This window comes from Ferrimicrobium acidiphilum DSM 19497 (assembly GCF_000949255.1).
Classification (GTDB): Bacteria; Actinomycetota; Acidimicrobiia; order Acidimicrobiales; family Acidimicrobiaceae; genus Ferrimicrobium; species Ferrimicrobium acidiphilum.
Map to the genome: position 1 here is coordinate 24773 of NZ_JXUW01000017.1, position 21233 is coordinate 46005.

Genomic DNA, 21233 nt, shown 5'->3' on the forward strand with positions numbered 1-21233 from the left:
AAATGAGGGCCAAAGCCATCATCGAACCCTGCACCAGCAGCAAGTGGTCGGTCGTTGCGCTAGATCACTCCGATTGTGTTCACCGGTGCTATTGCTGCTCAGGCGACACGCAGACCTACCAGCACTCCATCGATCGGCGAAGCAGTCGAGCTCGCTGCAGGCGTTTGCGTTCGCGTTCCGACGAACCCCCCCAAACGCCATGCTCAATCCGATTCTTCAAGGCATAATCAAGGCACTCGTCGATCACATCGCAGTTACAACAGATCTTTCTTGCACCTATGACACCTGCACCATCGGAAGGAAAAAATATTGCCGGATCCAACCCCCTGCATGCCCCAACCGCCATCCATGGCTCGCTTACCCAAACGATCTCTTCGACATCGTCAGTTGCCAAGGTTCCCTCCCCCTTTGAGTAATCCATTGACCCCTAGAATATTACCGTAGAGTAACATTTTCAAAGCAGCATGGCGTTAGGTCATCCTTTTGGATGACATCACACCATAGACATCGAAGACAGACCGGACGAAAGAACCAGGGTAGGATGCTAGGGATGAATGAGACGGAGCAACCAGTTGAGATCCGCGCAAGGATCAGGATCGCCTATCTTGGGCCCGTTGCCCCGCATTGGGAGGTTCGTTGGCTCTCCGGCGATCGTACTGTCGTAGACGAGTTCACGCAACGAGTCAACGCTCGCCTCATGATGCTCCCGCCACACGATCCACAGTTTCGTCGCAACCGAGAACGCGTTATGCGTGACGCAGAGCGCGAGGGGATTTACGCAACTTGGGACATCGACGACGAAGAGTAGTCTCGACCACGAACGGACAACCGACTAACTAACGGCTGGTTGCTCTAGCTATTTCTTCTTTTTCTTGAAGAGCTTCCGCTTGACGATCAGGTCATCATCGGTCCGGTTCCAACCGAGTTTGTCCGCGGCACGGTCCAGGTCGGTATCGATCTCACCCGTATGCTCGAATGCTCGGTTTTTGCGTGCCAAGGAGTTCATGAACTCTTCAGTGCCCGGTATCACTGTTGTGTGAGCACCAAACTCATACATCGGACCTGCTCCACCAGATGACAATTCGGGCTCAACATCTAAAACGCCCTCGCTCGGTCCCGTCGTCGATTGAGCATCGTCAGCCAAGGGTGCGGCTGGAACCGCCTCGAACAACAGTCCAGCAGTTGGCTGTACTGTCATGCCTTCGGCCCCGCCAGGAGATTGGTCTCGTGCTACATCTTGGATGTCGCCGTGAGATCCGTCTCGTGCTACACCTGATTGCGAGCTATCTATTTCCCCGTCGTCATCGCCGTCTCTGGCGGCAACCATCTCCTGCTGGGCGCCTCGCTCATCCTGTCCCGGGGAGGATCCCAACTCAGCCTCATCGCTACCCTCCACGTCACCAAGCAATTCGCGGATATGAGCGAACACCTCTCGTGGACGTTGCGAATCACTCTCAACATGGCGAGTATCGCCAGGACCCACCGCTGATACATCACCAACAAGCTCTACCAATTCCGGAGGCTGCACCCGATCCTCTGGCTCAGCAAGTGCAGCCGTTCGTTCAAGAACTGCCCAAAATGGGGCTCGGTTTACCATACTGTCACTCTGTTCCTGTTTCGGATACATAACTGTTGTATCGTCACCTCCCGCAGAAACATAACCCCGCCTTGTCAACTTTACTACTTTCATCGAAATCCGGTAGCATGATCGGCAGATCCATGGTGATGGGAGACCTCAGATGCATCAAAACGACACATCCGAAAGGGACGCCTTCCTTAAAGAAATCGAAGACGGAATCCGCTCCATGATCCGGTGGAGTCGACGCCACTCATCGCTACTCGCCCACGACCTCTATCAAGGACTCGACCTTACGGCATTGACAATTCTGTCCGCGCTCGCGGACCATCCAGGATCTCGGCTCACCAACATTGCCGAATGGCTCAAACTTGATCTCTCGAATGCGAGTCGACAAACATCCTTACTCGAATCAGCTCAACTAATCGAAAGAACCACGGACCCGAACGATCGTCGTTCCACTCTCCTTTCGCTCAGCCCTGAGGGGCGAAAGGTCCTTGACAAGGCACGGAGTGACTCGACCAATTTCATGCACCGTATCTACCAAGATTGGGAGACCGTTGAACTCGCTCAATTTGCCTCGATGATTACGCGAACGATCGACGCGATCGACGAGATCAGCAGTCCACTCGAGCATGATCACACCTAGCAGAACCGTGACACCCTGACCGCCCTGACGAAGGAGACGGACTTCCTATGTTGGGTGGCTAGCCGCCGTTCACTGGGCCTACGTGTTTGGCTTGTTTGAGTTGCCCTATAATTTCCCCCGGTCCACTTCGATCGCAAGTGTCAAGGAAACCTACGGCATGGGGAGAGCACTGGCCCTCTCTGGCTGCTTGCTTGTAGGACTGGTAGAGGGCGTGGGCCTCGAGTATGTTCATGGCTTGGGTGCTATCCTTCACTACTAGCGGCTTCTTATGGAATTGGCGTTGAAAACAATCGACCTATTTGGCCCCATAGGATGCCTTTTTTCTTGTTGTGGATGCCCACCTCCCTGAGTGCCTAGGTCTCTAGGTTCCCACTAGTACCATGCAGCTTGGGTGTCTGAAACTACTCACGATACGGGACACGGTTCTCCCTTAAAGCAAGGAGCATATAGGTATGGGAGAAGCGGAAGAACAGAAAACTAGGAAAGAGAAGACTCGTCGACAATTTGACGACGAATTCAAAACGACGCGGTCAGACTTTTCGAGAGTGGGAACCCGTCACTAAGGCAGGTAGCCGAACTCGATGGCGGAATCATTGTGGGCATCATTAAAGAAGGAGCTCATCTACCGAACCGGCTTTAACACACGAGAGAGCCCAAGTTCCGCAATCGTTAATAGGATCTGAGTGGTACAACCGAAAGCGTAGACATTCGAGTATCGACTATGTATCGCCGACTTGCGTTCGAACAAACCGCTACGCTACACGCTGCATGGGTAAGCGGGGTTCAGTGTCCTATTTTGGTGAGCAATTCCAGTCAACAGCACCATGTACCTTGAAAAGAGCTGACCTCTGAATCCATAAATACGGAGCTGCAATTTATGCACACTTATACAAATTCTGCGTATATCCCGAGCACAACCGTCTATCAACAACGATTGTCTAAAAGATTTTGGCCACCTTCATCACCGTTTGAAACAATGCCTACGTGCACAGACCAACAAAGGTGATGAGTGCTATCATGCACCCATCACCTTTGTGATTATCTAACAGGACAAACTGTTCAGCGTTTACTCCGGTTGTTTTGCCAGACGGTCCTCTGCGGCACGCACAATCTGCTCAGCGTGGGCCGCGATATCGTCTTCACCGGAGACATCCTCCATCGATCGATTCGCTGGTTCAGGTAGAACGAGTGTAACCAAGAATCCAAGAACAGCCATGCCGAACGAGAAGTCAAGGGCACCAGCAACCCCAAGATGACTCTTGATGATTGGGAAGAGGTAGACCCCGAGGAAGGCGCCAAACTTTGCTATGCCTGCTGACAGACCATGGCCAGTCGAACGCACACTCGTAGGATACATCTCGGCGCTCAGGACAAAGGTGGTCTCATTAGGACCGAACTCAGCGAAGAAGTAACTCACACCAAACAGAAGCAGGAAGGGCAACACGAAAGTGGTGACGTTTGGAATCACTCCAATGGCGAGAAAGGCCAGCCCCATAAACAGGAAGCCGATGAGCTGGAGTCGCTTATGCCCTATTCTGTCCATAAACATGGCCGCCAAGTAATAGCCGGGTACAGCCGCAACAGTAAAGACGATCAGCTGGAGGGCGATCGCCTCCGTAAGTACATGAGCTCCGGTACCACCCAGCACGCTCTTGACGATCAGTGGAGCAGAGACGGAGTTGCCGTAGTAGGCATAGTCGAATACAAACCACGAGCCAGCGGTTCCAAGGAGGTAGAGCAGGTATCGGCGATTCGAAAGAAATGCGCGGAGGCTCATGCGAGCTGGCTTATCATCCGCACGAGCAACGACGAGTTCGCCGCCAGAAAAGGCTGCCAAGTCTCGGGCTGCTCCCACGTTATCACCCCTGACTCTAGAGCTGTACCTCGGTGATTCTGGCATCTTCCGGCGCAGGTAGACCACAGCAAGGGCTGGAACCGCACCTAATCCGAGCATCAATCTCCATGCTATATTCGGGTTTACGTCTGCCGACAGCAAGGCGAGTGCAACGACATATCCAGCGACCGTTCCGAGCGCCTGCATGGCAAATACGAGGCCAACGAGTTTGCCTCGCGACTTGGTGTTAGAGTACTCGCTCATCAGCACCGCCGACATCGGGTAGTCGCCGCCGACGCCGATTCCCAGGATGAAACGGAAGACAAGCAGCCAGATAAAGCTCGGAGAAAAGGCCGAGAGAACCGCTCCCAGCACCATAAGAGCTGCCTCCATCCCGTAGACCTTCTTGCGTCCGAGCTTGTCTGAGATTCGCCCAAAGATTATCGCACCGAAGAAGGCTGAAAGCAAGGTAATCGAGTTAATGAGACCGGTCTCTGAAGCACTGAGACCCCACTGCTTAGCAATCAGGGTGGTAGCGGTGCCAATAATGAAGAGGTCATAGGCATCGGTAAAGAAGCCCATTCCCGCTACGAAGATTGATCGTGTGTGAAACCGGGATAGAGGAGCATTGTTCAATGCGTCCGATATGGATTGATCGCTCATCGCATACCTTTCTGTCAGTAGCCGACCACCGTGTTGGTGACAGTACCAGTGTGCCAGGCGGCTATTGACAGAGGCTAACTATTGAGCGACAGGAGAGCAAACATCGGGTAAACAGTTGGCAAACAATCCTATGTGTGGTACACACCTTCAAGCAGAAGCTGTTACCTGGAGGCGCGCAAAGAACTCGGTGGTAACTCGCGCATTGTTCATAGAGAATAGGTGGATGCCTCGAACACCATCGGCGATTGCCCTCTTCGCAAGCGCTACCGCAGCGTCTAGAGCAAGCGACTGGAATGCCGAAGTATCGCCATCTCCAGATAAAGCCACCCCATCAAAGCTTGTAGGAGGATCAAGACCAGCGATCTGACTCATCTTCATGAGTTGCTTGTGCGTCGCTGGCACCATCAGTCCTGGCACTATCGGGACCTTCACCCCCTGGCCAAGCATCGCTTCACGCAGTCCAGCAAAGGAGGCATACTCGAAGAAGAACTGGGTGAGTCCAAGGTCTGCATGCTCCAACTTCTGTGCCGCATACTGTATATCACTTGCAGTATCTGTTGAGTCAGGGTGGCCATCAGGATGAAGAGCTACCGCTACCGGTAGGTCACTCTCTTGGCGCACGAGCTCGACTAGTTCATTTGCGTAGTGGAGTTCACTAGCTGCAAACTCCACTACGCCGTCGAGCGGTGGGTCACCACGCAGCGCCAGTATGCCACGAACCCCAAGGGTTTGATAGCGATGGATGAGATCGACAAGTTCGCTGCGACTGTGTCCCAAGCACGCAAGGTGGGCAACTACGGCAAAACCCTCTTCGATGAGATCTTCGATGAGCGTCAGTGTCCGCTCACGCGAGGAGCCCATTGCACCATAGGTCACAGTAATAAAGTCAGGTTGAACCGTCTTCATAGCCGTCAGCAGGGCGCTCAGTCGATCAGACTGAGCCTCGTTGCGCGCTGGCCATACCTCTACCGAGCGCACGAGACCCTGGTGAGCCGGGAGAAGTTCAACCTTGCGCAAGTGAAGCCTCAGCCGCGCTCACCGCATTCGATAGCAGCATTGCTCGCGTCATTGGCCCCACCCCACCGAGACGAGGTGTAACCCAACTTGCTACCTCTGCCACCGAATCATCAACGTCAGAGAGTAGGGTTCGCCCTGCGAAAGTGGTACCAGCGCCAACAACCACTGCGTCCTTTCGTACCATGTCAGCGGTGATGATTCCTGGCGATCCCGCAGCAGCGATGATAACATCTGCCTCACGGGTATGGTCCACCAACGAGGGCACACGCGAATGGACGACCGTCACCGCGGCGTTCAGCCCAGGCCGGTTCAGCGCCAGCAAAAGGGCGAGTGGACGTCCAATTGTCACCCCTCTACCCACGATCACCACGTGCTTACCAGGTAGATCAACCCCATGAAGATTGAGGAGTTCTACTATCCCCGCAGGGGTACAGGCAACCACCTTCGGTTCGCCAAGCGTCAACAGGCCAAGGTTATATGGATGAAGACCATCAACGTCTTTTGCAGGAGTAACCGCAGATAGTACCATCTCCTGATCTATATGCGCGGGGAGAGGAAGCTGGACTAGGTACGAATGGACACGATCATCGTCATTGAGCTCGCTGATCGTAGCCAACAGCTCGGCCATAGTCACATCGGCACCGAGACGATAATCGAACGAATCTATCCCAAGCTCTGCGCAGTCAGCGTGCTTCATCGCCACGTAGCGGGCACTAGGAGGATCATCGCCTACTAGCACGGTGGCAAGCCCTACGGTCACGCCACGAGTCTTTAGAGCCTGAATCCGCTCACGCAGACCCATCTTGACCTGTGAAGACGCCCAATTCCCATCCAAAACTCTTGCAGACATCCCAGCTCCTTTGCTCAAGAGTGACCCTTCATCACCAACAGCGCAACACTACGAGCTCAGTGCCTAAAGTGGCGACGAGGTGCGAAGAGCAAGCTGACACCCGCATCTTCGGCTACCTTAGCAATCTCATCGTCCTTGACCGAGCCCGATGGTGCTACGATCGTCGTCACCCCGGCTGCAATCAAAGCCTCGAGCCCATCAGGAAAGGGGAAGAAGGCGTCGGATGCACCCGCCCCGCCTCGAGCCTTGTCGCCAGCCTTCGTCACTGCGATACGGCTAGCATCGACCCTCGATGGTTGACCCTGTCCAACCCCAACCGCAGCTTGATTCTTGACGATAGTCACAGCATTGGATGCTGCAGCCTGTCCGACTGCAACCGCCATCCACGCATCTGTCATCTCCGCCTGCGACGGTACTCTGGAGGTCACGAGACGGAACTCCTCCACAGTCTCCAACTCGTCCGGTGGCTGCAGTAAGTATCCGCCTGCCACCGAACGAATCCCCACAGTCAAAGCTGCACCCGGGAAAACAGCAATCCGGCTACGACGCCGCTTCCCGAGAATGATCTGTTCTGCCTCTGCGACGACGGAAGGAACGACTAGAACATCAAACTTTGGCCGCTCCAGCATGGCTTGCGCCAGCTCAGGAGTGAGTGGACGATTGATGGCTACTACGCCACCAAAGGCGGAGAGAGGATCACCTTCAAACGCCTCTACATAGGCATCAAGGATCTCGTCTCGACGAGCTACTCCACACGGACCACCATGTTTTACAATTACACAGGCGGGCCGGTCGCCAAGCCGTTCGAGCAGCCGTTGCGCGCCATCAGCATCAAAAAAATTGAGATACGAGGGTTCTTCGGTACCTAACCACTGCGCCTGCGCCCATCCAGTTTCGGCGCCCTCCGCTATATAGAACGCACCGGGCTGGTGAGGATTCTCGCCGTATCGCAGCTCTCGAGTCCGACGGAGATTGAGCAGTTGATGAGTGGGGAGGGGTGAGTCATCACCCTCCAACCAATTTGCGACTCGGGCATCATAGGCTGATACGTAGCCAAAAGCCTTAGCCGCTAGCCTTCGACGATCCTCGATCGTAATCCCAGTCGCCAGACTTTCACGAATCCAGCCATAGTCACTGGGGTCGACAACTACCGCCACGGAAGCAAAGTTCTTTGCCGCTGCACGCACTAGAGCTGGGCCTCCAATATCTATAAGTTCAACGCTTGGATCAGTATCGAACGGATACAGATTGACGATCACGATGTCGATTGGCGACCATCCCTGATCCTCGAGCTCGCGCACATGCTCCGGTAATGAGCGATCGGCCAGGATTGGTCCGTGTATCGCTGGGTGTAACGTCTTGACCCGCCCGCCAAACAGCGAAGGGAAGCCCGTCAAGTCTTCGACCTTGGTGTGTGCAATACCTAGGCCACGCAGCGCTTTAGCCGTACCTCCACTGGCGATTAGCGAGTATCCGGCCTCGATGAGCGCCGGCGCAAGAGAGTCGAGTCCTGTCTTGTCATAAAGTGAAATTAGGGCCTGCATTGCTGCACCTCCTGTTCAAGTTCATTGCGAAAATTTATCTGTGACCACCAGGGGGTTCCAGGAAGCGCACAACGCTGCGAAGCTACGATCACCGAGGGATAGAGCCAGCGCTCTACCGCCTTGATTCGATCGTGAAGCGATACGAGATCGTCACCAGGCAACACTCGGACCGGCTCCTGGGCAACTATCGGACCCGCATCAACCTCAGGGACGACCAGGTGGACCGTTGTACCAGTCACCTTCACTCCGCTAGAGAGCGCCTGTTCAACGGCGTGCCAGCCCGGAAAACTCGGCAACAAAGACGGGTGGGTGTTCAACATCGCACCCTCAAACGCCTCAAGCACCGATCCGCTGAGAATGGTACCGAACCCTGCCAACGCTACAAGCTCCACCTTGGCGTCTTGAAGAGTCGCCAATACGGCATCGCTATAGCGTTCTCGATACAAGGTCCGATTAGCATCCATGAAACCCTCTCTGTCGACCAGAGCGGTGGCTATGCCGAGAGACTCAGCCACCGCTAGCCCACGACATGGACGATCGGCCAAAACGAGCTCCGGCGTCACTCCTCGATCGCGGATAGCCTCCATGATCGAACCCACACCAGAGACAAGAACCGCTACACGCACGCCGATAGGTTACCAGATGTGAAGCTCAGAGTCTTTCGACTATCTCGACCATTCGGTCTCCAGCCTCAGTTGGATTGACTGCAACCACGACTCCGGCGTCCCTCAGTACATCCATCTTTCCTTGGGCAGTACCGTGACCGCCTGAGACAATAGCCCCAGCATGTCCCATTTTGCGACCAGGAGGTGCTGTTACGCCAGCCACGTAGGCGACCACTGGCTTGCTGACGTGTTCCTTGATGAACAGGGCAGCCTTTTCCTCCTCCTCACCACCTATTTCACCGATCATCAGCACAGCCTTAGTCTCGGGATCAGCCTCGAAGGCCGCAAGACAATCGATAAAATTCGTGCCTGGAACAGGATCTCCCCCTATGCCGACACAGGTCGTCTGGCCAACACCCTTTTGGCTGAGTTCGTAGAGCGCCTGATAGGTCAAAGTACCGGAGCGCGAGACGATGCCGACGGGTCCGCCGGCTAGGGCGATGTCTCCAGAGGTGATCCCAATGTTGCAGCGCCCAGGCGAGATGATGCCGGGGCAGTTCGGCCCTAGCAGTCGAGTTCCCGGGTAGTTGCGCCGGAGCACGCTCGCTACCATCGCCTCGTCTTTAGCGGGAATGAACTCGGTTATGCAGACGACAAAGGCGATACCAGCGGCGGCTGCCTCGATGATCGCATCAGCTGCAAAGCGTGGCGGAACGACAATGAAGCTAGCGGTTGCGCCTGTAACGGCGGCCGCCTCTTTGACGGAGTCAAAAATAGGTATACCCTCGACATCGGTGCCAGCCTTGCCCGGAGTCACTCCAGCGACCACCTTGGTGCCATAATCGCGGTTTCTCAGCCCATGGAAACGACCCTGGTTTCCGGTTAACCCTTGGACGATTACCTTCGTGTTCTCATCGACAAAAATGCTCATCGTTCACCCTTCTTTGCAAGCTCAACTGCGGTCTTGGCCGCGCCAACCATCGTCTCTTCCACGCGAATCTTGTCCGACAACAGCCCTCGCAAGATATCGTGGCCCTCACGAGCGTTGGTACCATCGAGCCTGATTACCATTGGGAAGGAGAGTTCGACGCGCTCTAGTGCCTCTTGAATTCCTTTGGCCACCTCATCACAACGTGTAATACCACCGAAAATGTTGACGAAAACCGCCTGGACCTTCTCATCGGTATTTATAACCTCAAGCGCATTGGCCATAGCGTCAGCACCAGCACCACCACCAAGATCCAGGAAGTTCGCGGCGCGACCACCCGCTTGGCTGACCACATCCAACGTAGCCATGGCAAGGCCAGCTCCGTTTGCAATAATACCTACAGTTCCATCAAGGCCAATGTAGTTGAGACCCTTCGATCTCGCCAGAGCCTCTCGTCCATCGAGCTCCATGTCAGCACGGTAGGCCTCCCACTCCGGATGACGATAGCCCGCACTGTCATCAAGGGTAACCTTCGCATCAAGTGCGTGAACATTACCATCTGTCTTGACGATTAACGGATTCACCTCAACGAGATCTGCATCCCCTTCAACAAAAGCCTGATAGAGCTGCAACAACACTTTAGCGACACCTACACGTGATACCTCTTCTATGCCAGCCGATGCTACCAATTGAGCTGCCTCTGTCTCCGTGAATCCCTCAAGCGGATCGATGTGGACGCGCGCGATCGCATCGGGGTTGGTCTTTGCCACCTCCTCGATCTCCACACCACCTTCAGAGGAGAGCAGACACAAATACTGCTTCACTCCCCGGTCGAGGGTGAAACTGACGTAGTACTCCCTTGCGATATCAGACGCATGTTCTACCCACACCTTATGCACGGTGTGACCTTTGATATCCATGCCCAAGATTGCAGTAGCAACCTCTAAAGCTTCGGCTTCGTCACGAACCAGCTTGACGCCACCGGCTTTGCCTCGCCCACCAACCTGAACCTGCGCTTTGACGACGGCCGGAAAGCCAACCTCGCGTGCCGCCTCTACCGCCGCCTCGGGGTCGCGGACCAACACGCCTGTCGAAGTCGGCACTCCATAGCGTGCAAAAAAATCCTTACCTTGATACTCGAATAGATCCACTAGACCTCGCTTTTCTCACTCATCTCAACCCAACCTTCATCCACTGCTCGACTGCATGTGCCTTCGCCATCTCACAGCCGCGCAGGCACCATCTCACGACCATGTCTCCATCCTTGGTTCGGAACAGGCCCTCAGCCTGACACCTCCCTGGCATCGAGCGTCGTCGCGAGCCACTCACAGATAGCCGTCAGAGACGAGCCGGGGGTAAACACCTGTGCCACACCCATCTCCTGCAAGAGTGGGATGTCACCATCTGGGATAATTCCTCCAACGACAAGCAACACATTTCCCCGTTGGCGCTCCTCAAGACCCGCAATCAACTTAGGAACCAGCGTCAGATGGGCGCCCGAGAGCAACGACACGCCGACGGCATCGGCATCCTCTTGAACGACTGTCTCAACGATCTGCTCAACCGTCTGATGCAGTCCGGTATAGATCACTTCGAAACCAGCGTCGCGCAATGCACGTGCCACCACCTTCGCACCGCGATCATGGCCGTCCAAACCTGGCTTAGCAACAACTACTCGATAGGGTCTCTCCACTAGGCGAATCTTACCGTAGTTCAGCGCGGAGCGCTAACCAGGCAGCTCAACGACACTGCGCCACAGACGCACGGGCTAGCAATGCAGCCACAGGTATCATGCACGCCAAGGTCAGACCTTCGTTCGCTGCCTGTCCGATTAAGTCCAACACGGCCTAGGCCAAAAGGCGAGAATCTCCTTCACGTACAAAACCACATCGGTCCAAATACCCAAGTCGCTCCTCAAGAGCCTGCAGCCAAGCGGATTTGTCACGTTCGAACTTAGTCCGATCGCCCTCCTCAAAATCGTGCTCCATCTCGCTGAAGGCCAGGTCCTCAGCGTCCAAAAGACGACGATAGTGAACTAGTAGGTTATCATCGATGCAGTGCTCGATCACGACTCCCCCTTTAGAGATTCGGATGAACCTACGATAGCACAGCTCGCTGAGCTGCCGAGGTGAAAACGGCACAATCCTTGATGCCTACTCCAGTGACCGAACTCTGAACTGCACGCATCGCTGTCACCACCGACTCGACATGGGTTTTGTGATCACGCAGGTACCTAGCCCATGCAATCGCGAGATCAGACCAGTTAGCAGCTAGCGCGTTGGCTTCAGGGACCGACTTTGTCTCAGAGGCGAGCACGCTAAAGGCGGAGGCGCTCTGGCTGAGCTTGGTGTTCAACAGCCCTCCCGTATTCCTCTCGAGTTCAGAGACGCTAACCCCAGCAAAGACACTCGCGCAGACACCGCCAGCCGCGCGACGATAGCCCGCAAGGCTCTGTATTTTCGGACTCGAAGAGCCAAGTACTCCAAAGATCACGAGCTGGGCAATGATGCCACCCACTAGCAGAGCGACGACCAAGAGGCTAACTAGCCTGACGAAACGTCGTCTACGATTCACTGGCTGACGAAACGACGTCTCCGAGGCTGGGACCTCTGACACGAAGTTTGCAAAACTGGGACGTTGGCGCAACGAATCTGTCCAGATATGGCCGTCAAAGTATCGAAGCCGTCCCTCGCCATCCGGATACCAGCCTGGTCTCATCGGCGGACGAGTGTCCCTTCGGCTCCCCAACGCCATAGTTGCCCCCGTTAGACTCCCGAATTCATAGCAGCCTGTCTTAGCGTTCTCGCATTCTCTCGCAAGAGCGATGCCCCCTTGAGGATACGAATATCGCCACGACGCAACAACTCTCCGACAGAGAGCGAACTTCCCGTTGGTGCGGCGATCTCAACCACTCTTGCCGGATCAAATGATGTAGCACCGTCCGTGGATAACTCGACAACTCTGCCATCTGCGCAAAGTTTCAGCCTCCTCACAACGCCACCTTCGGGAGAGCGGAGTACGAGCAGGAGCGAGTCATCACGAGAATCGTCGTCCGAATCCGAAGCCACCATCGAAAAGTTAGGACCGATCATAGAGAATCGCCCTCTTGACCTCTTCGATAGCTTCAGTCACCTTGATTCCACGAGGACAGGCTTCAGTGCAGTTGAAGGAGGTTCTGCACCGCCAAACGCCGCTCTTCTGATTCAAGATATCAAGCCGCTCATTCGCAGCCTGATCTCGGGAGTCAAAGATGAACCGATGCGCATTCACGATGGCTGCCGGTCCTATGTAACTTCCATTAGCCCAATAGACCGGGCACGACGTGGAACAGGCGCCGCAGAGGATGCACTTCGTTGTGTCGTCGAAGCGAGCACGGTCTTCAGGCGACTGATAACGCTCCTTGTATCCTGGGTCATCATCAGCGATCAGATACGGAAGCACACTACGATATTGAGCGAAAAATGGCTCCATATCGACTACAAGATCCTTGATCACCGGGAGACCGCGCACCGGCTCTATCACAAGATCGGTGCCCACCGACGAGATCAGGTTCACACACCCCAAGCGATTCTCGCCATTGATCATCATCGCATCCGAGCCGCAAACGCCATGCGCACAGCTGCGCCGAAAGCTCAACGTCCCATCGATCGTTCCCTTCACTGCGATGAGTGCGTTGAGCACGGTATCGGAGGACTTAAGTTTCAGATCGTACTCGCGCCAGTGAGGACGAACGTCAACCTCAGGATTGAAGCGCTTGATAGTGAGATGAACGTCGACCTCCTTGATAAGCGAGGTCTCGTCGGCTGGTTGTACGGTAGTAGTCATTTAGTACTTTCTCTCCATCGGCTCATAGCGACCCTGCACCACTGGCTTGTAGTCAAGCGCGATCGCACCCGACTCATCCCGGTAGGCGAGGGTGTGCTTCATCCAGTTGGCGTCGTCTCTTGTGGGATAATCGTCGCGCCAGTGTGCTCCACGACTCTCCTTGCGAGCATCCGCACCTAGAACCAGCACCTCTGCGATATCGAGAAGACTCCCCAGCTCAAGCGCCTCGGTCAAATCATAATTAAATATCGAACCCTTATCGTCAATTGTGACCTTCTCGTAGCGGTCTCTCAGCTCGTGAATGACACGAAGTGCCTCTTGAAGCGACTCGCCCGTTCGGACGACCGATGCGTCGCGCATCATTGCCACTTGGAGTTCGCTTCGAATTGTGCCAACCTTCTCAGTGCCAGAGGAGTGCATCATTGCGTCGATACGTTCGCGGGTGGGATCAACCACTGAGCGAGGAAGGTCTGGATGGTCAACCTGTTGAACGTACTCGACCATCGCTCGCCCCCCGCGGCGGCCGAACACATTGATATCGAGCAGAGAATTGGTTCCTAGTCGATTAGCTCCGTGAACAGATACACAGGCGCACTCCCCGGCCGCATAGAGCCCAGGCAACACGGTGTTGTTTGCATCGATCACAACCTCTCCGTGAACATTAGTCGGGATACCACCCATGGCGTAATGTGCAGTCGGTTGGATTGGGATCGGATCAGTCTTCGGCTCCAGGCCGAGGTATGTCCTCACAAACCCACTGATATCAGGCAATTTGGCATCGATCTGCTCGGGTGGAAGGTGAGTGAGATCGAGGTAAACGTAGTCTTTGTCTGGGCCCGCGCCACGCCCCTCCTTGATCTCCGCATGAATCGCTCTGGCCACCATGTCACGAGGAGCCAAGTCCTTAACTGTCGGTGCAACACGCTCCATGAAGCGTTCACCCAACCCGTTGCGCAGAATACCACCCTCACCTCTGGCTCCCTCTGTCAAAAGAATGCCTATGCCGTAGATGCCGGTCGGGTGGAACTGGTAGAACTCCATGTCTTCTAGCGGAATGCCGCGGTGAAAGAGGACGCCAGGCCCATCGCCAGTGAGGGTGTGAGCGTTGGAGGTGATTTGGAATATGCGACCATAACCACCAGTCGCGAACAACACGCCTTTGGATGTGAAGACGTGCAGATCGCCAGTCGCAAGTTCATAGGCGACTACGCCAGCCGCTCTCCGTGATGCGCCCTCACCGTCAAAGAGGACATCAAACACCTGGAACTCATTAAAGAAGTTAACATCAGCGGCAACACACTGCTGGTAAAGCGTCTGAAGAATCATGTGCCCGGTACGGTCCGCCGCGTAACAAGCCCTACGAACCGGCGCCTCGCCATGGTTGCGAGTGTGACCACCAAAGCGACGCTGGTCAATCTTGCCCTCTGGAGTGCGCGAGAAAGGAAGTCCAAAATGCTCTAGGTCTATGACCGCATCGATCGCCTCCCGACACATGATATCGATGGCGTCCTGGTCACCCAGGTAATCAGAGCCCTTGACGGTGTCGAAGGCATGCCACTCCCAGTAATCCTCCTCGACATTCGAGAGCGCGGCACACATCCCGCCCTGAGCCGCCCCCGTGTGGGAGCGCGTCGGGTAGAGCTTGGTAATCACCGCGGTACGTACGTTTCCTGCCGTCTCGAGCGCGGCCCGCAGGCCAGCGCCACCGGCGCCTACAATGACTGCGTCATAACTGTGGTAGTGAATGTTCACACCCAACAGTTTTGCATGAAATTTGCTAGTTCATGAAATTTCAGCCGATTTCCCTCTAGCATTTTCTTTATGGACTTCCCAACGAACCTCGGCGCCCTGGTCGATGCTGGCTATAAGCCGCGAACCATACGAGAGGAGATCCGAGCCAACGTATTCGCCAGACTGCGGGCACATCAGCCTGTAATCGATGGCCTGGTTGGCTACGAAGATTCGGTTCTGCCCGAACTTGAGCGTGCGCTCGTCATCGGGCACGACGTCATCTTTCTCGGTGAACGTGGCCAGGGAAAGACCCGAATGATCAGGGCTCTAAATGGACTGCTCGACGAATGGGTCCCAATCGTCGAGGGGTCTCCGCTCAACGAGGATCCACTGAACCCAATTCTAGCGAGCACCATAGATCGCCTCAATTCAGAGGGACCTAAGACTCCGATAACCTGGATTAACCGAGCAGCCCGTTTCAGTGAGAAGCTTGCGACACCAGATACCACCATTGCCGATCTCATCGGCGAAGTCGACCCGATCAAAGTTGCCGAGGGACGCTACCTCGGCGACGCCGACACCATCCACTATGGGCTGGTACCTCGCACAAACAGAGGCATCTTTGCGATCAATGAACTCCCGGATCTACCTGAACGCATCCAGGTCGGCTTGTTGAACGCCCTCGAGGAGCGCGACATACAGATTCGCGGCTACAAGATTGCACTTCCCCTAGACATCCTCTTCGTCGCCTCGGCAAACCCGGAGGACTACACCAGTCGTGGACGGTTGATCACACCGCTCAAGGATCGCTTTGGAACCCAAATTACCACTCATTATCCAACGACCGTCGAGGATGAGATCGAAATCATGACCGGTGAAGGTAAATTGCCTCTCGACGTGGCAGTTGTATCGCCAGAACCAATATCGCTGATTATCGCGACCATGGCACAACTGGCCAGACACCACTCCAGCATCTCTCAACACTCAGGCGTCTCAGTCCGTGCATCGATCGCCGCCTACGAATCGGTTGCTGCGGCAGCGATCGTTAGATCGGTTCGCAACGACGAAGTGCCAGCGGTGGTTCGCGTCACCGACCTTGAGGCTGCACTCCCGGCGTTCGTTGGCAAAATTGAAGTTGAGTCGCTCGATCCTCGTGAAGGTTTCAAGGTTGGCTCCGCTCTCTTGAGGCAAGCTATAAGTGCCGTGTTCAGCCAATTCTACGGTAATCAGGATGCGACGGCCCTCGTCGACGAGGTAAGTCAGACACCTCTTGAGCTCAGCGCAGATCAGCCAAATACTGATTATCAAGCGCTTCTCGCTAGCTACCCTGAGCTTCTCGCCTTTGTGGGGACCAGACATGCTGAGGAGGAGACCCCCTGTTTCGTCGATCTTGCCTTGGAAGGGCTCGTCGCAACCCGGAGACTATCGCGCCGTACCTTCGCAGATCGTGTCACCTTCGGACCGGGCCGTGACTAGGCGATTCCGCTACCACGATTACGACTCCTCGCTTGAAGAGGCCGACGAGTCAGAGTCGATTCTCGACGCTCTCGTCGACTCGCTCTCATACCACGGCAACGTCTCGGAGGCACTAAGAGAGCTCCTGTCTCGCGGCCTAGGGGACACTCCTGGGCTAGCAGAGCTGCTTGAGCGGTTGCGGCAGCGTCGTGATGAACTGCTTGCACGCTACGACCCCAACGGGCTCGTCACTCAACTCAACCAAGAGCTCGATGCAGTGATCAACCAGGAACGCGAGACTCGCTCGCGTGCGTTACAGGCGACTGGCGAAGAGGAGCATCTCCTCGCCGACCTTGAGCTTGACGCGTTGCCAGCGGGGCTTGGCGAACGGATTCGCGAACTGAGTCAATACCAGTTCCTGGACCAAACGGCGAAGGAGCGCTTCGATGATCTAGTGGAGTCACTTAGGTCATCCATGCTCCGAGACCAGGTGAATAGACTCCGATCCTCACTCGCCTCAGCCGATCCTGAGACAACGGCTCAAATGATGAATGAACTCTCGGAGCTCATCGAACGCTTTAACTCAGGCGAAGACGTCGAAGCTGACTTTAATCAGTTCAAACAGCGTTACCCCGGGATCGCTGGCGAGGACGAGAATTTTGAGGACTTCATGGCTCGAATTGTGGAGTCAGCAAGGTTGACCCAATCGTTACTTAACTCGATGGATGAGGCGACCCGTGCTGAACTGATGGACCTCATGTCTTCGATAGCCGAATCTCCCGAGCTTTCCCAGGCTATGTCTCGACTCGGGAGCGCCCTTGCATCGTCGGCCTCATTCGACCCCACAGGTTTCGGCTTCCACGGAGACACCCCTCTGGGTCTCGGGGAGCTTGAGGGGGTGATGCAGACGCTTGGGCAGCTTGACGAGCTTGAGGCTGCACTCAAGCAATCTTCAAGCCCGGAGCGACTCTCTGAGCTCGATAATGCACAGCTTAAAGAGCTCCTGGGGCAGGATGCATCCGCAGCGATTAACCGTCTCAAGCAACTAACCGACAAGCTCAGCGAGGCTGGTCTGATCAACCGCGATGGTGGCAAACTTGAACTCACTGGAGACGCCATCAACAAGCTTGGAGACATAGTTTTACACCGTCTCTTCCCTGCTGGACAGGCCCGTCTCCTTGGCAATCACGAATCACGTAATCTAGGCAACTTGGGAACCGACCTAAGTGGAGAGACAAAGGCATACGAATTTGGTGACCCATTCAGACTTGCCTTACGCGAGACACTGCACAACGCTCTCGCCAGACAAGGGGGTGGAACCCCACTACACCTTGTGCCCGACGATTTTGTCGTCGAACTCACCGAGGATCGCACGCGAGCGGCAACTATGCTCGCTCTCGATCTCTCGCTGTCGATGCCACTCAACGACACCTTCCTCCCCGCCAAGCAGGTAGCACTCGCGCTCTCTAGCCTCATTCATTCCCGCTATCCGCGTGACTATCTTGGCTACGTCGTCTTCTCGGAGGTGGCTCGCGAGGTCGATCTTGCAACGCTGCCGAGCGCTCAGTGGGACTACGTGTATGGGACCAATATCGAACACGCGTTGCTCCTCTGTCGAACCAGGTTGCGACATCAACCTGGCTATCGCCAGATCCTGCTCGTCACCGATGGTGAACCCACCGCCCATATCGATCCTGAGTCACATGAAGTCTTCTTCTCGTACCCACCCTCACAAGAGACGATCCGCAGAACGCTCGCCGAGGTCATGCGCTGCACACAGGAGAAGATCACCATCAATTTATTCGTTCTAAACCCTGATTCTGGTCTTAGAGGCTTTGTTAACGAGGTGCTAGCGATAAACCATGGGGAGGCTTTTTACTCATCAGGAAGTGCCCTTGGCTCCACATTGGTTCAAGAGTACGTCCACGATCGGATCAATCGAACCCGTCGATGAGGCTCGCAAAAGCATGCAACACTGCGACCCGCTGGTTTTAAATCCCCCACCACTTGTCTTTCCTGAACAGCATGAATAGCTATACGTCTGCCGACGTGATAGCCTCGGGGGCAAATGCACACACCCCTGACAGTGCCTCCGTCGGGCAAGCAGTACCACATCAGCTTCGCGGACTACCGTGCGGTGGTCGTCGAGATAGGGGCAGGCATACGTGCACTTGAGCGCAACGAGAGATCCGTCTTAGAGTCGTATGACGAGGCTGCAATCTGTGATGGCGCTCACGGAGCCAACCTTGTGCCATGGCCAAACCGCGTTTTCGGAGGAGGCTATCGATTTATGGGTCAAGACTATCGCCTCCCACTTACCGAGCCCGAGGCTGGGAATGCGATTCATGGGCTCATACGCTGGCTACCCTTTTGGGCTACGCATCTCACCCAAACCTCTGTGGCCCTTGAATCGGTGCTTCACCCTACCCCATGGTATCCATTTCTCCTCAGAGTACGCTTTGGCTATGAGCTCTCTAGCAACGGACTTGTCGTCACGACCGAGGTGTTAAATCAGGGTACCCAAGCCTGTCCAGTGGCCATTGGGCATCACCCCTACCTCTCTCCTGGTAACGATCAAACCATTGATAGCGCGCTGTTTTCGACCTCCGCTAACCAGGTACGTCCGAGACCGGAGAGGTCCGAGGCAGCAGACACCCATCTTGAGCAGCCAGAGGTAGTTGGAGACCGGGTGCTCGATACCACCTTCGCCTTTCCTGCAGCGGCCCGCAATAGACGAGGATGGGCACGACTCACAGGCACAGACCACCACACGGTCGAACTCTGGACGGACCAAAACTATCGCTACCTTCAAATCTTTAGCGGTGATACCCTGCCCGATCGGCGCCGCCGCAAAGCTATGGCGGTCGAGCCGATGACGGCGCCACCCAACGCTCTACAGAGCGGTCAAGATCTATTAGTACTGCAACCACAAGAGACACTCGAGACACAATGGGGAGTCGGATTACTATGACAACTAGACAAGCGAGATCAAAGCGACCAGACGCCGGCCAGGTGGACATCTTTGTGATCTTTGGTATCAGTGGCGATCTAGCGAAGAAGATGACCTTTCCCTCGCTCTACAGGCTCGAGGAAAATCATAAGCTTAACTGCCCGATCGTTGGCGTAGCCATGGATGACTGGACTACCGAAAGCTTGATCGAGCACATGAAGCTCTCGCTATCCAACACCATTGGCCAACCGGACACGAAGGTCGTTGACCGTCTAGCGCGAAGGATGCACTACGTTCGTGGCGACTTTACCGCCGACAGCACCTACCACGATCTCGCCAAGGTGATGGGGACGGCAAAGCGCAAGCTCTACTACCTTGAGATCCCACCAGTACTCTTCGCACCTGTAGTCGAAGCGGTGGCCAAGAACGGACTCGCCGATGAGTCATTTTTCCTGATCGAGAAGCCGTTTGGCCACGATCTTGCATCGGCCAAGGAACTCAATGACCGGCTCCATGCGGTGGTTGACGAGCAACAGATCTTGCGCATTGACCACTTTCTCGGCAAACAACCAGTGCTCGATCTTTTCTACCTTCGGTTCGCCAACTCTCTCCTTGAGCCTCTCTGGAATCGTGACCACGTCGCAGCTATACAGGTCAACATGACCGAAGATTTTGGAGTCGAGGATCGCGGATCGTTCTACGATCCGGTGGGCGCGTTGCGCGATGTGGTGCAAAATCACCTGCTACAGGTGCTTGCATTGGTGCTGATGGAGGCACCGAGTCAGGCAGGAGACAACGCTCTCTGGGACAAGAAAGCCGACGTCTTCCGCGCCATGGCGACGGTCGACCCATCACAAGTCATCCGTGGTCAGTACGAAGGATACCAAGGCGTACCTGGGGTGAAGCCAGGATCGATGACCGAGACTTATATAGCCCTTCGTCTCGCCGTCGACAATTGGCGGTGGGAGGGGGTTCCAATCTTTCTGCGTGCCGGCAAGGCGTTAGCAACCACGGCCACCGAGGTAAGGCTCATTTTTCGCCATCCTCCCAAGCTCAGCTCACTCGAGCTACCGCGTCACCTATCACCAAACCAGATAATCCTGCGAATCGATCCTGAACCAGGCTTGCGAATGACCTTGTTCTCCAAAGGCGCTGACAGCTCGGGGTCTGATGAGGTTCATCTTGACCTCCCGTTTGCGCAGGAGTTGGGGCGTCTGCCCGAACCCTATCAGCTTCTGATCAGCCATGCGCTTGACGGCAACCATTCACTCTTTACTCGCGAAGATGTCGTCGAGGAGACCTGGCGAATTCTGGATCCATTGGTGCACAACGTCACTCGACCACTTGGGTACAAGCGCGGAGGTTGGGGGCCAGAAGCCGCCAATACCCTCGTTCGTGGTCACCTCGGTTGGCAGGCCCCCTGGACCGATTGAGAATGAGATCATAGGTCGACCAGGACCAGGGGGTGTAGCCGCGGTTGTTGAGTGCCGATGATGCGAAACTCTCGTGAGTGGACTAACCACTAGCCGTGGTGGCTAGAACTCCCAAATAGCTCACGCTAGCTAGACAACAAGTCGCTCGATCTAGCCGTAATCTCCATGCTAGA

General features: G+C 55.4%; 21 protein-coding genes. 6 read left to right on the top strand and 15 right to left on the bottom strand.

Annotated elements, in window-relative coordinates; translation table 11 throughout:
- Positions 1–115: 115 nt before the first annotated feature.
- Complete coding sequence (locus FEAC_RS08850; RefSeq protein WP_201773884.1) at positions 116–421, bottom strand: WhiB family transcriptional regulator; 306 nt, start codon at positions 419–421, stop codon at positions 116–118.
- Positions 422–550: 129 nt separating this feature from the next.
- Here FEAC_RS08850 and FEAC_RS08855 point away from each other — a divergent pair, with 129 nt between their 5' ends.
- A complete protein-coding gene (locus FEAC_RS08855) occupies positions 551–808 on the top strand; it encodes a hypothetical protein (RefSeq protein WP_035389820.1) in 258 nt (85 codons plus the stop codon).
- Between the two features lie 48 nt (positions 809–856).
- Here the strand turns inward: FEAC_RS08855 and FEAC_RS08860 are convergent, their stop codons facing one another.
- The gene (locus FEAC_RS08860; RefSeq protein WP_035389818.1) at positions 857–1627 is read right to left on the bottom strand and encodes a hypothetical protein; all 771 of its coding nucleotides are present in this window, start codon (positions 1625–1627) and stop codon (positions 857–859) included.
- Positions 1628–1739: 112 nt separating this feature from the next.
- Between FEAC_RS08860 and FEAC_RS08865 the strand changes: the two genes are divergently transcribed.
- Positions 1740–2225, top strand: a complete 486-nt coding sequence (locus FEAC_RS08865; RefSeq protein WP_052566118.1) for a MarR family winged helix-turn-helix transcriptional regulator — start codon at positions 1740–1742, stop codon at positions 2223–2225.
- 1066 nt (positions 2226–3291) lie between these two features.
- On the opposite strand, the gene FEAC_RS08870 is transcribed toward FEAC_RS08865, so the two are convergent.
- The 13 genes from FEAC_RS08870 to sdhA form a co-directional block, all read right to left on the bottom strand.
- The gene (locus FEAC_RS08870) at positions 3292–4722 is read right to left on the bottom strand and encodes an MFS transporter (protein ID WP_035389817.1); all 1431 of its coding nucleotides are present in this window, start codon (positions 4720–4722) and stop codon (positions 3292–3294) included.
- Positions 4723–4869: 147 nt separating this feature from the next.
- Positions 4870–5739: a methylenetetrahydrofolate reductase gene (locus FEAC_RS08875; protein ID WP_035389814.1), complete on the bottom strand. Its 870-nt coding sequence runs from the start codon at positions 5737–5739 to the stop codon at positions 4870–4872.
- On the bottom strand, positions 5726–6589 hold the full coding sequence (locus tag FEAC_RS08880) for a bifunctional 5,10-methylenetetrahydrofolate dehydrogenase/5,10-methenyltetrahydrofolate cyclohydrolase (RefSeq protein ID WP_035389812.1): 864 nt from the start codon (positions 6587–6589) through the stop codon (positions 5726–5728). The genes FEAC_RS08875 and FEAC_RS08880 overlap by 14 nt, the downstream gene beginning before the upstream one ends.
- Positions 6590–6645: 56 nt before the next feature.
- On the bottom strand, positions 6646–8133 hold the full coding sequence (gene purH / locus FEAC_RS08885; RefSeq protein WP_035389811.1) for a bifunctional phosphoribosylaminoimidazolecarboxamide formyltransferase/IMP cyclohydrolase: 1488 nt from the start codon (positions 8131–8133) through the stop codon (positions 6646–6648).
- On the bottom strand, positions 8121–8759 hold the full coding sequence (purN, locus tag FEAC_RS08890; protein ID WP_052566119.1) for a phosphoribosylglycinamide formyltransferase: 639 nt from the start codon (positions 8757–8759) through the stop codon (positions 8121–8123). Before purN ends, purH begins: the two co-directional genes overlap by 13 nt.
- A 25-nt stretch (positions 8760–8784) precedes the next feature.
- Complete coding sequence (sucD, locus tag FEAC_RS08895) at positions 8785–9669, bottom strand: succinate--CoA ligase subunit alpha (RefSeq protein WP_035389809.1); 885 nt, start codon at positions 9667–9669, stop codon at positions 8785–8787.
- The gene (sucC, locus tag FEAC_RS08900) at positions 9666–10817 is read right to left on the bottom strand and encodes an ADP-forming succinate--CoA ligase subunit beta (RefSeq protein ID WP_035389807.1); all 1152 of its coding nucleotides are present in this window, start codon (positions 10815–10817) and stop codon (positions 9666–9668) included. Before sucC ends, sucD begins: the two co-directional genes overlap by 4 nt.
- Before the next feature lie 131 nt (positions 10818–10948).
- The gene (locus FEAC_RS08905) at positions 10949–11359 is read right to left on the bottom strand and encodes a cobalamin B12-binding domain-containing protein (RefSeq protein WP_035389806.1); all 411 of its coding nucleotides are present in this window, start codon (positions 11357–11359) and stop codon (positions 10949–10951) included.
- 154 nt (positions 11360–11513) lie between these two features.
- On the bottom strand, positions 11514–11735 hold the full coding sequence (locus FEAC_RS08910) for a hypothetical protein (RefSeq protein ID WP_035389798.1): 222 nt from the start codon (positions 11733–11735) through the stop codon (positions 11514–11516).
- A gap of 28 nt (positions 11736–11763) precedes the next feature.
- A complete protein-coding gene (locus FEAC_RS08915) occupies positions 11764–12384 on the bottom strand; it encodes a DUF2510 domain-containing protein (RefSeq protein WP_052566120.1) in 621 nt (206 codons plus the stop codon).
- 47 nt (positions 12385–12431) lie between these two features.
- Positions 12432–12758: a hypothetical protein gene (locus FEAC_RS08920; protein WP_035389794.1), complete on the bottom strand. Its 327-nt coding sequence runs from the start codon at positions 12756–12758 to the stop codon at positions 12432–12434.
- Positions 12745–13491: a succinate dehydrogenase iron-sulfur subunit gene (locus FEAC_RS08925; protein WP_035389792.1), complete on the bottom strand. Its 747-nt coding sequence runs from the start codon at positions 13489–13491 to the stop codon at positions 12745–12747. The genes FEAC_RS08920 and FEAC_RS08925 overlap by 14 nt, the downstream gene beginning before the upstream one ends.
- Entirely contained in the window at positions 13492–15237 is a 1746-nt protein-coding gene (gene sdhA, locus FEAC_RS08930; protein ID WP_035389853.1) for a succinate dehydrogenase flavoprotein subunit, read from the bottom strand.
- 75 nt (positions 15238–15312) lie between these two features.
- On the opposite strand from sdhA, the gene FEAC_RS08935 reads away from it, so the two are divergent.
- The 4 genes from FEAC_RS08935 to FEAC_RS08950 all read left to right on the top strand — a co-directional run bounded on the left by FEAC_RS08935 (position 15313) and on the right by FEAC_RS08950 (position 21060).
- The gene (locus FEAC_RS08935; protein WP_035389790.1) at positions 15313–16698 is read left to right on the top strand and encodes a sigma 54-interacting transcriptional regulator; all 1386 of its coding nucleotides are present in this window, start codon (positions 15313–15315) and stop codon (positions 16696–16698) included.
- Entirely contained in the window at positions 16691–18631 is a 1941-nt protein-coding gene (locus FEAC_RS08940) for a vWA domain-containing protein (RefSeq protein WP_035389788.1), read from the top strand. The genes FEAC_RS08935 and FEAC_RS08940 overlap by 8 nt, the downstream gene beginning before the upstream one ends.
- Before the next feature lie 114 nt (positions 18632–18745).
- Positions 18746–19648 (top strand): aldose epimerase family protein, encoded by a 903-nt coding sequence (locus FEAC_RS08945; RefSeq protein ID WP_081901115.1) that lies wholly within the window; start codon positions 18746–18748, stop codon positions 19646–19648.
- Positions 19645–21060 (top strand): glucose-6-phosphate dehydrogenase, encoded by a 1416-nt coding sequence (locus FEAC_RS08950; RefSeq protein ID WP_035389786.1) that lies wholly within the window; start codon positions 19645–19647, stop codon positions 21058–21060. Before FEAC_RS08945 ends, FEAC_RS08950 begins: the two co-directional genes overlap by 4 nt.
- Positions 21061–21233: the final 173 nt, after the last annotated feature.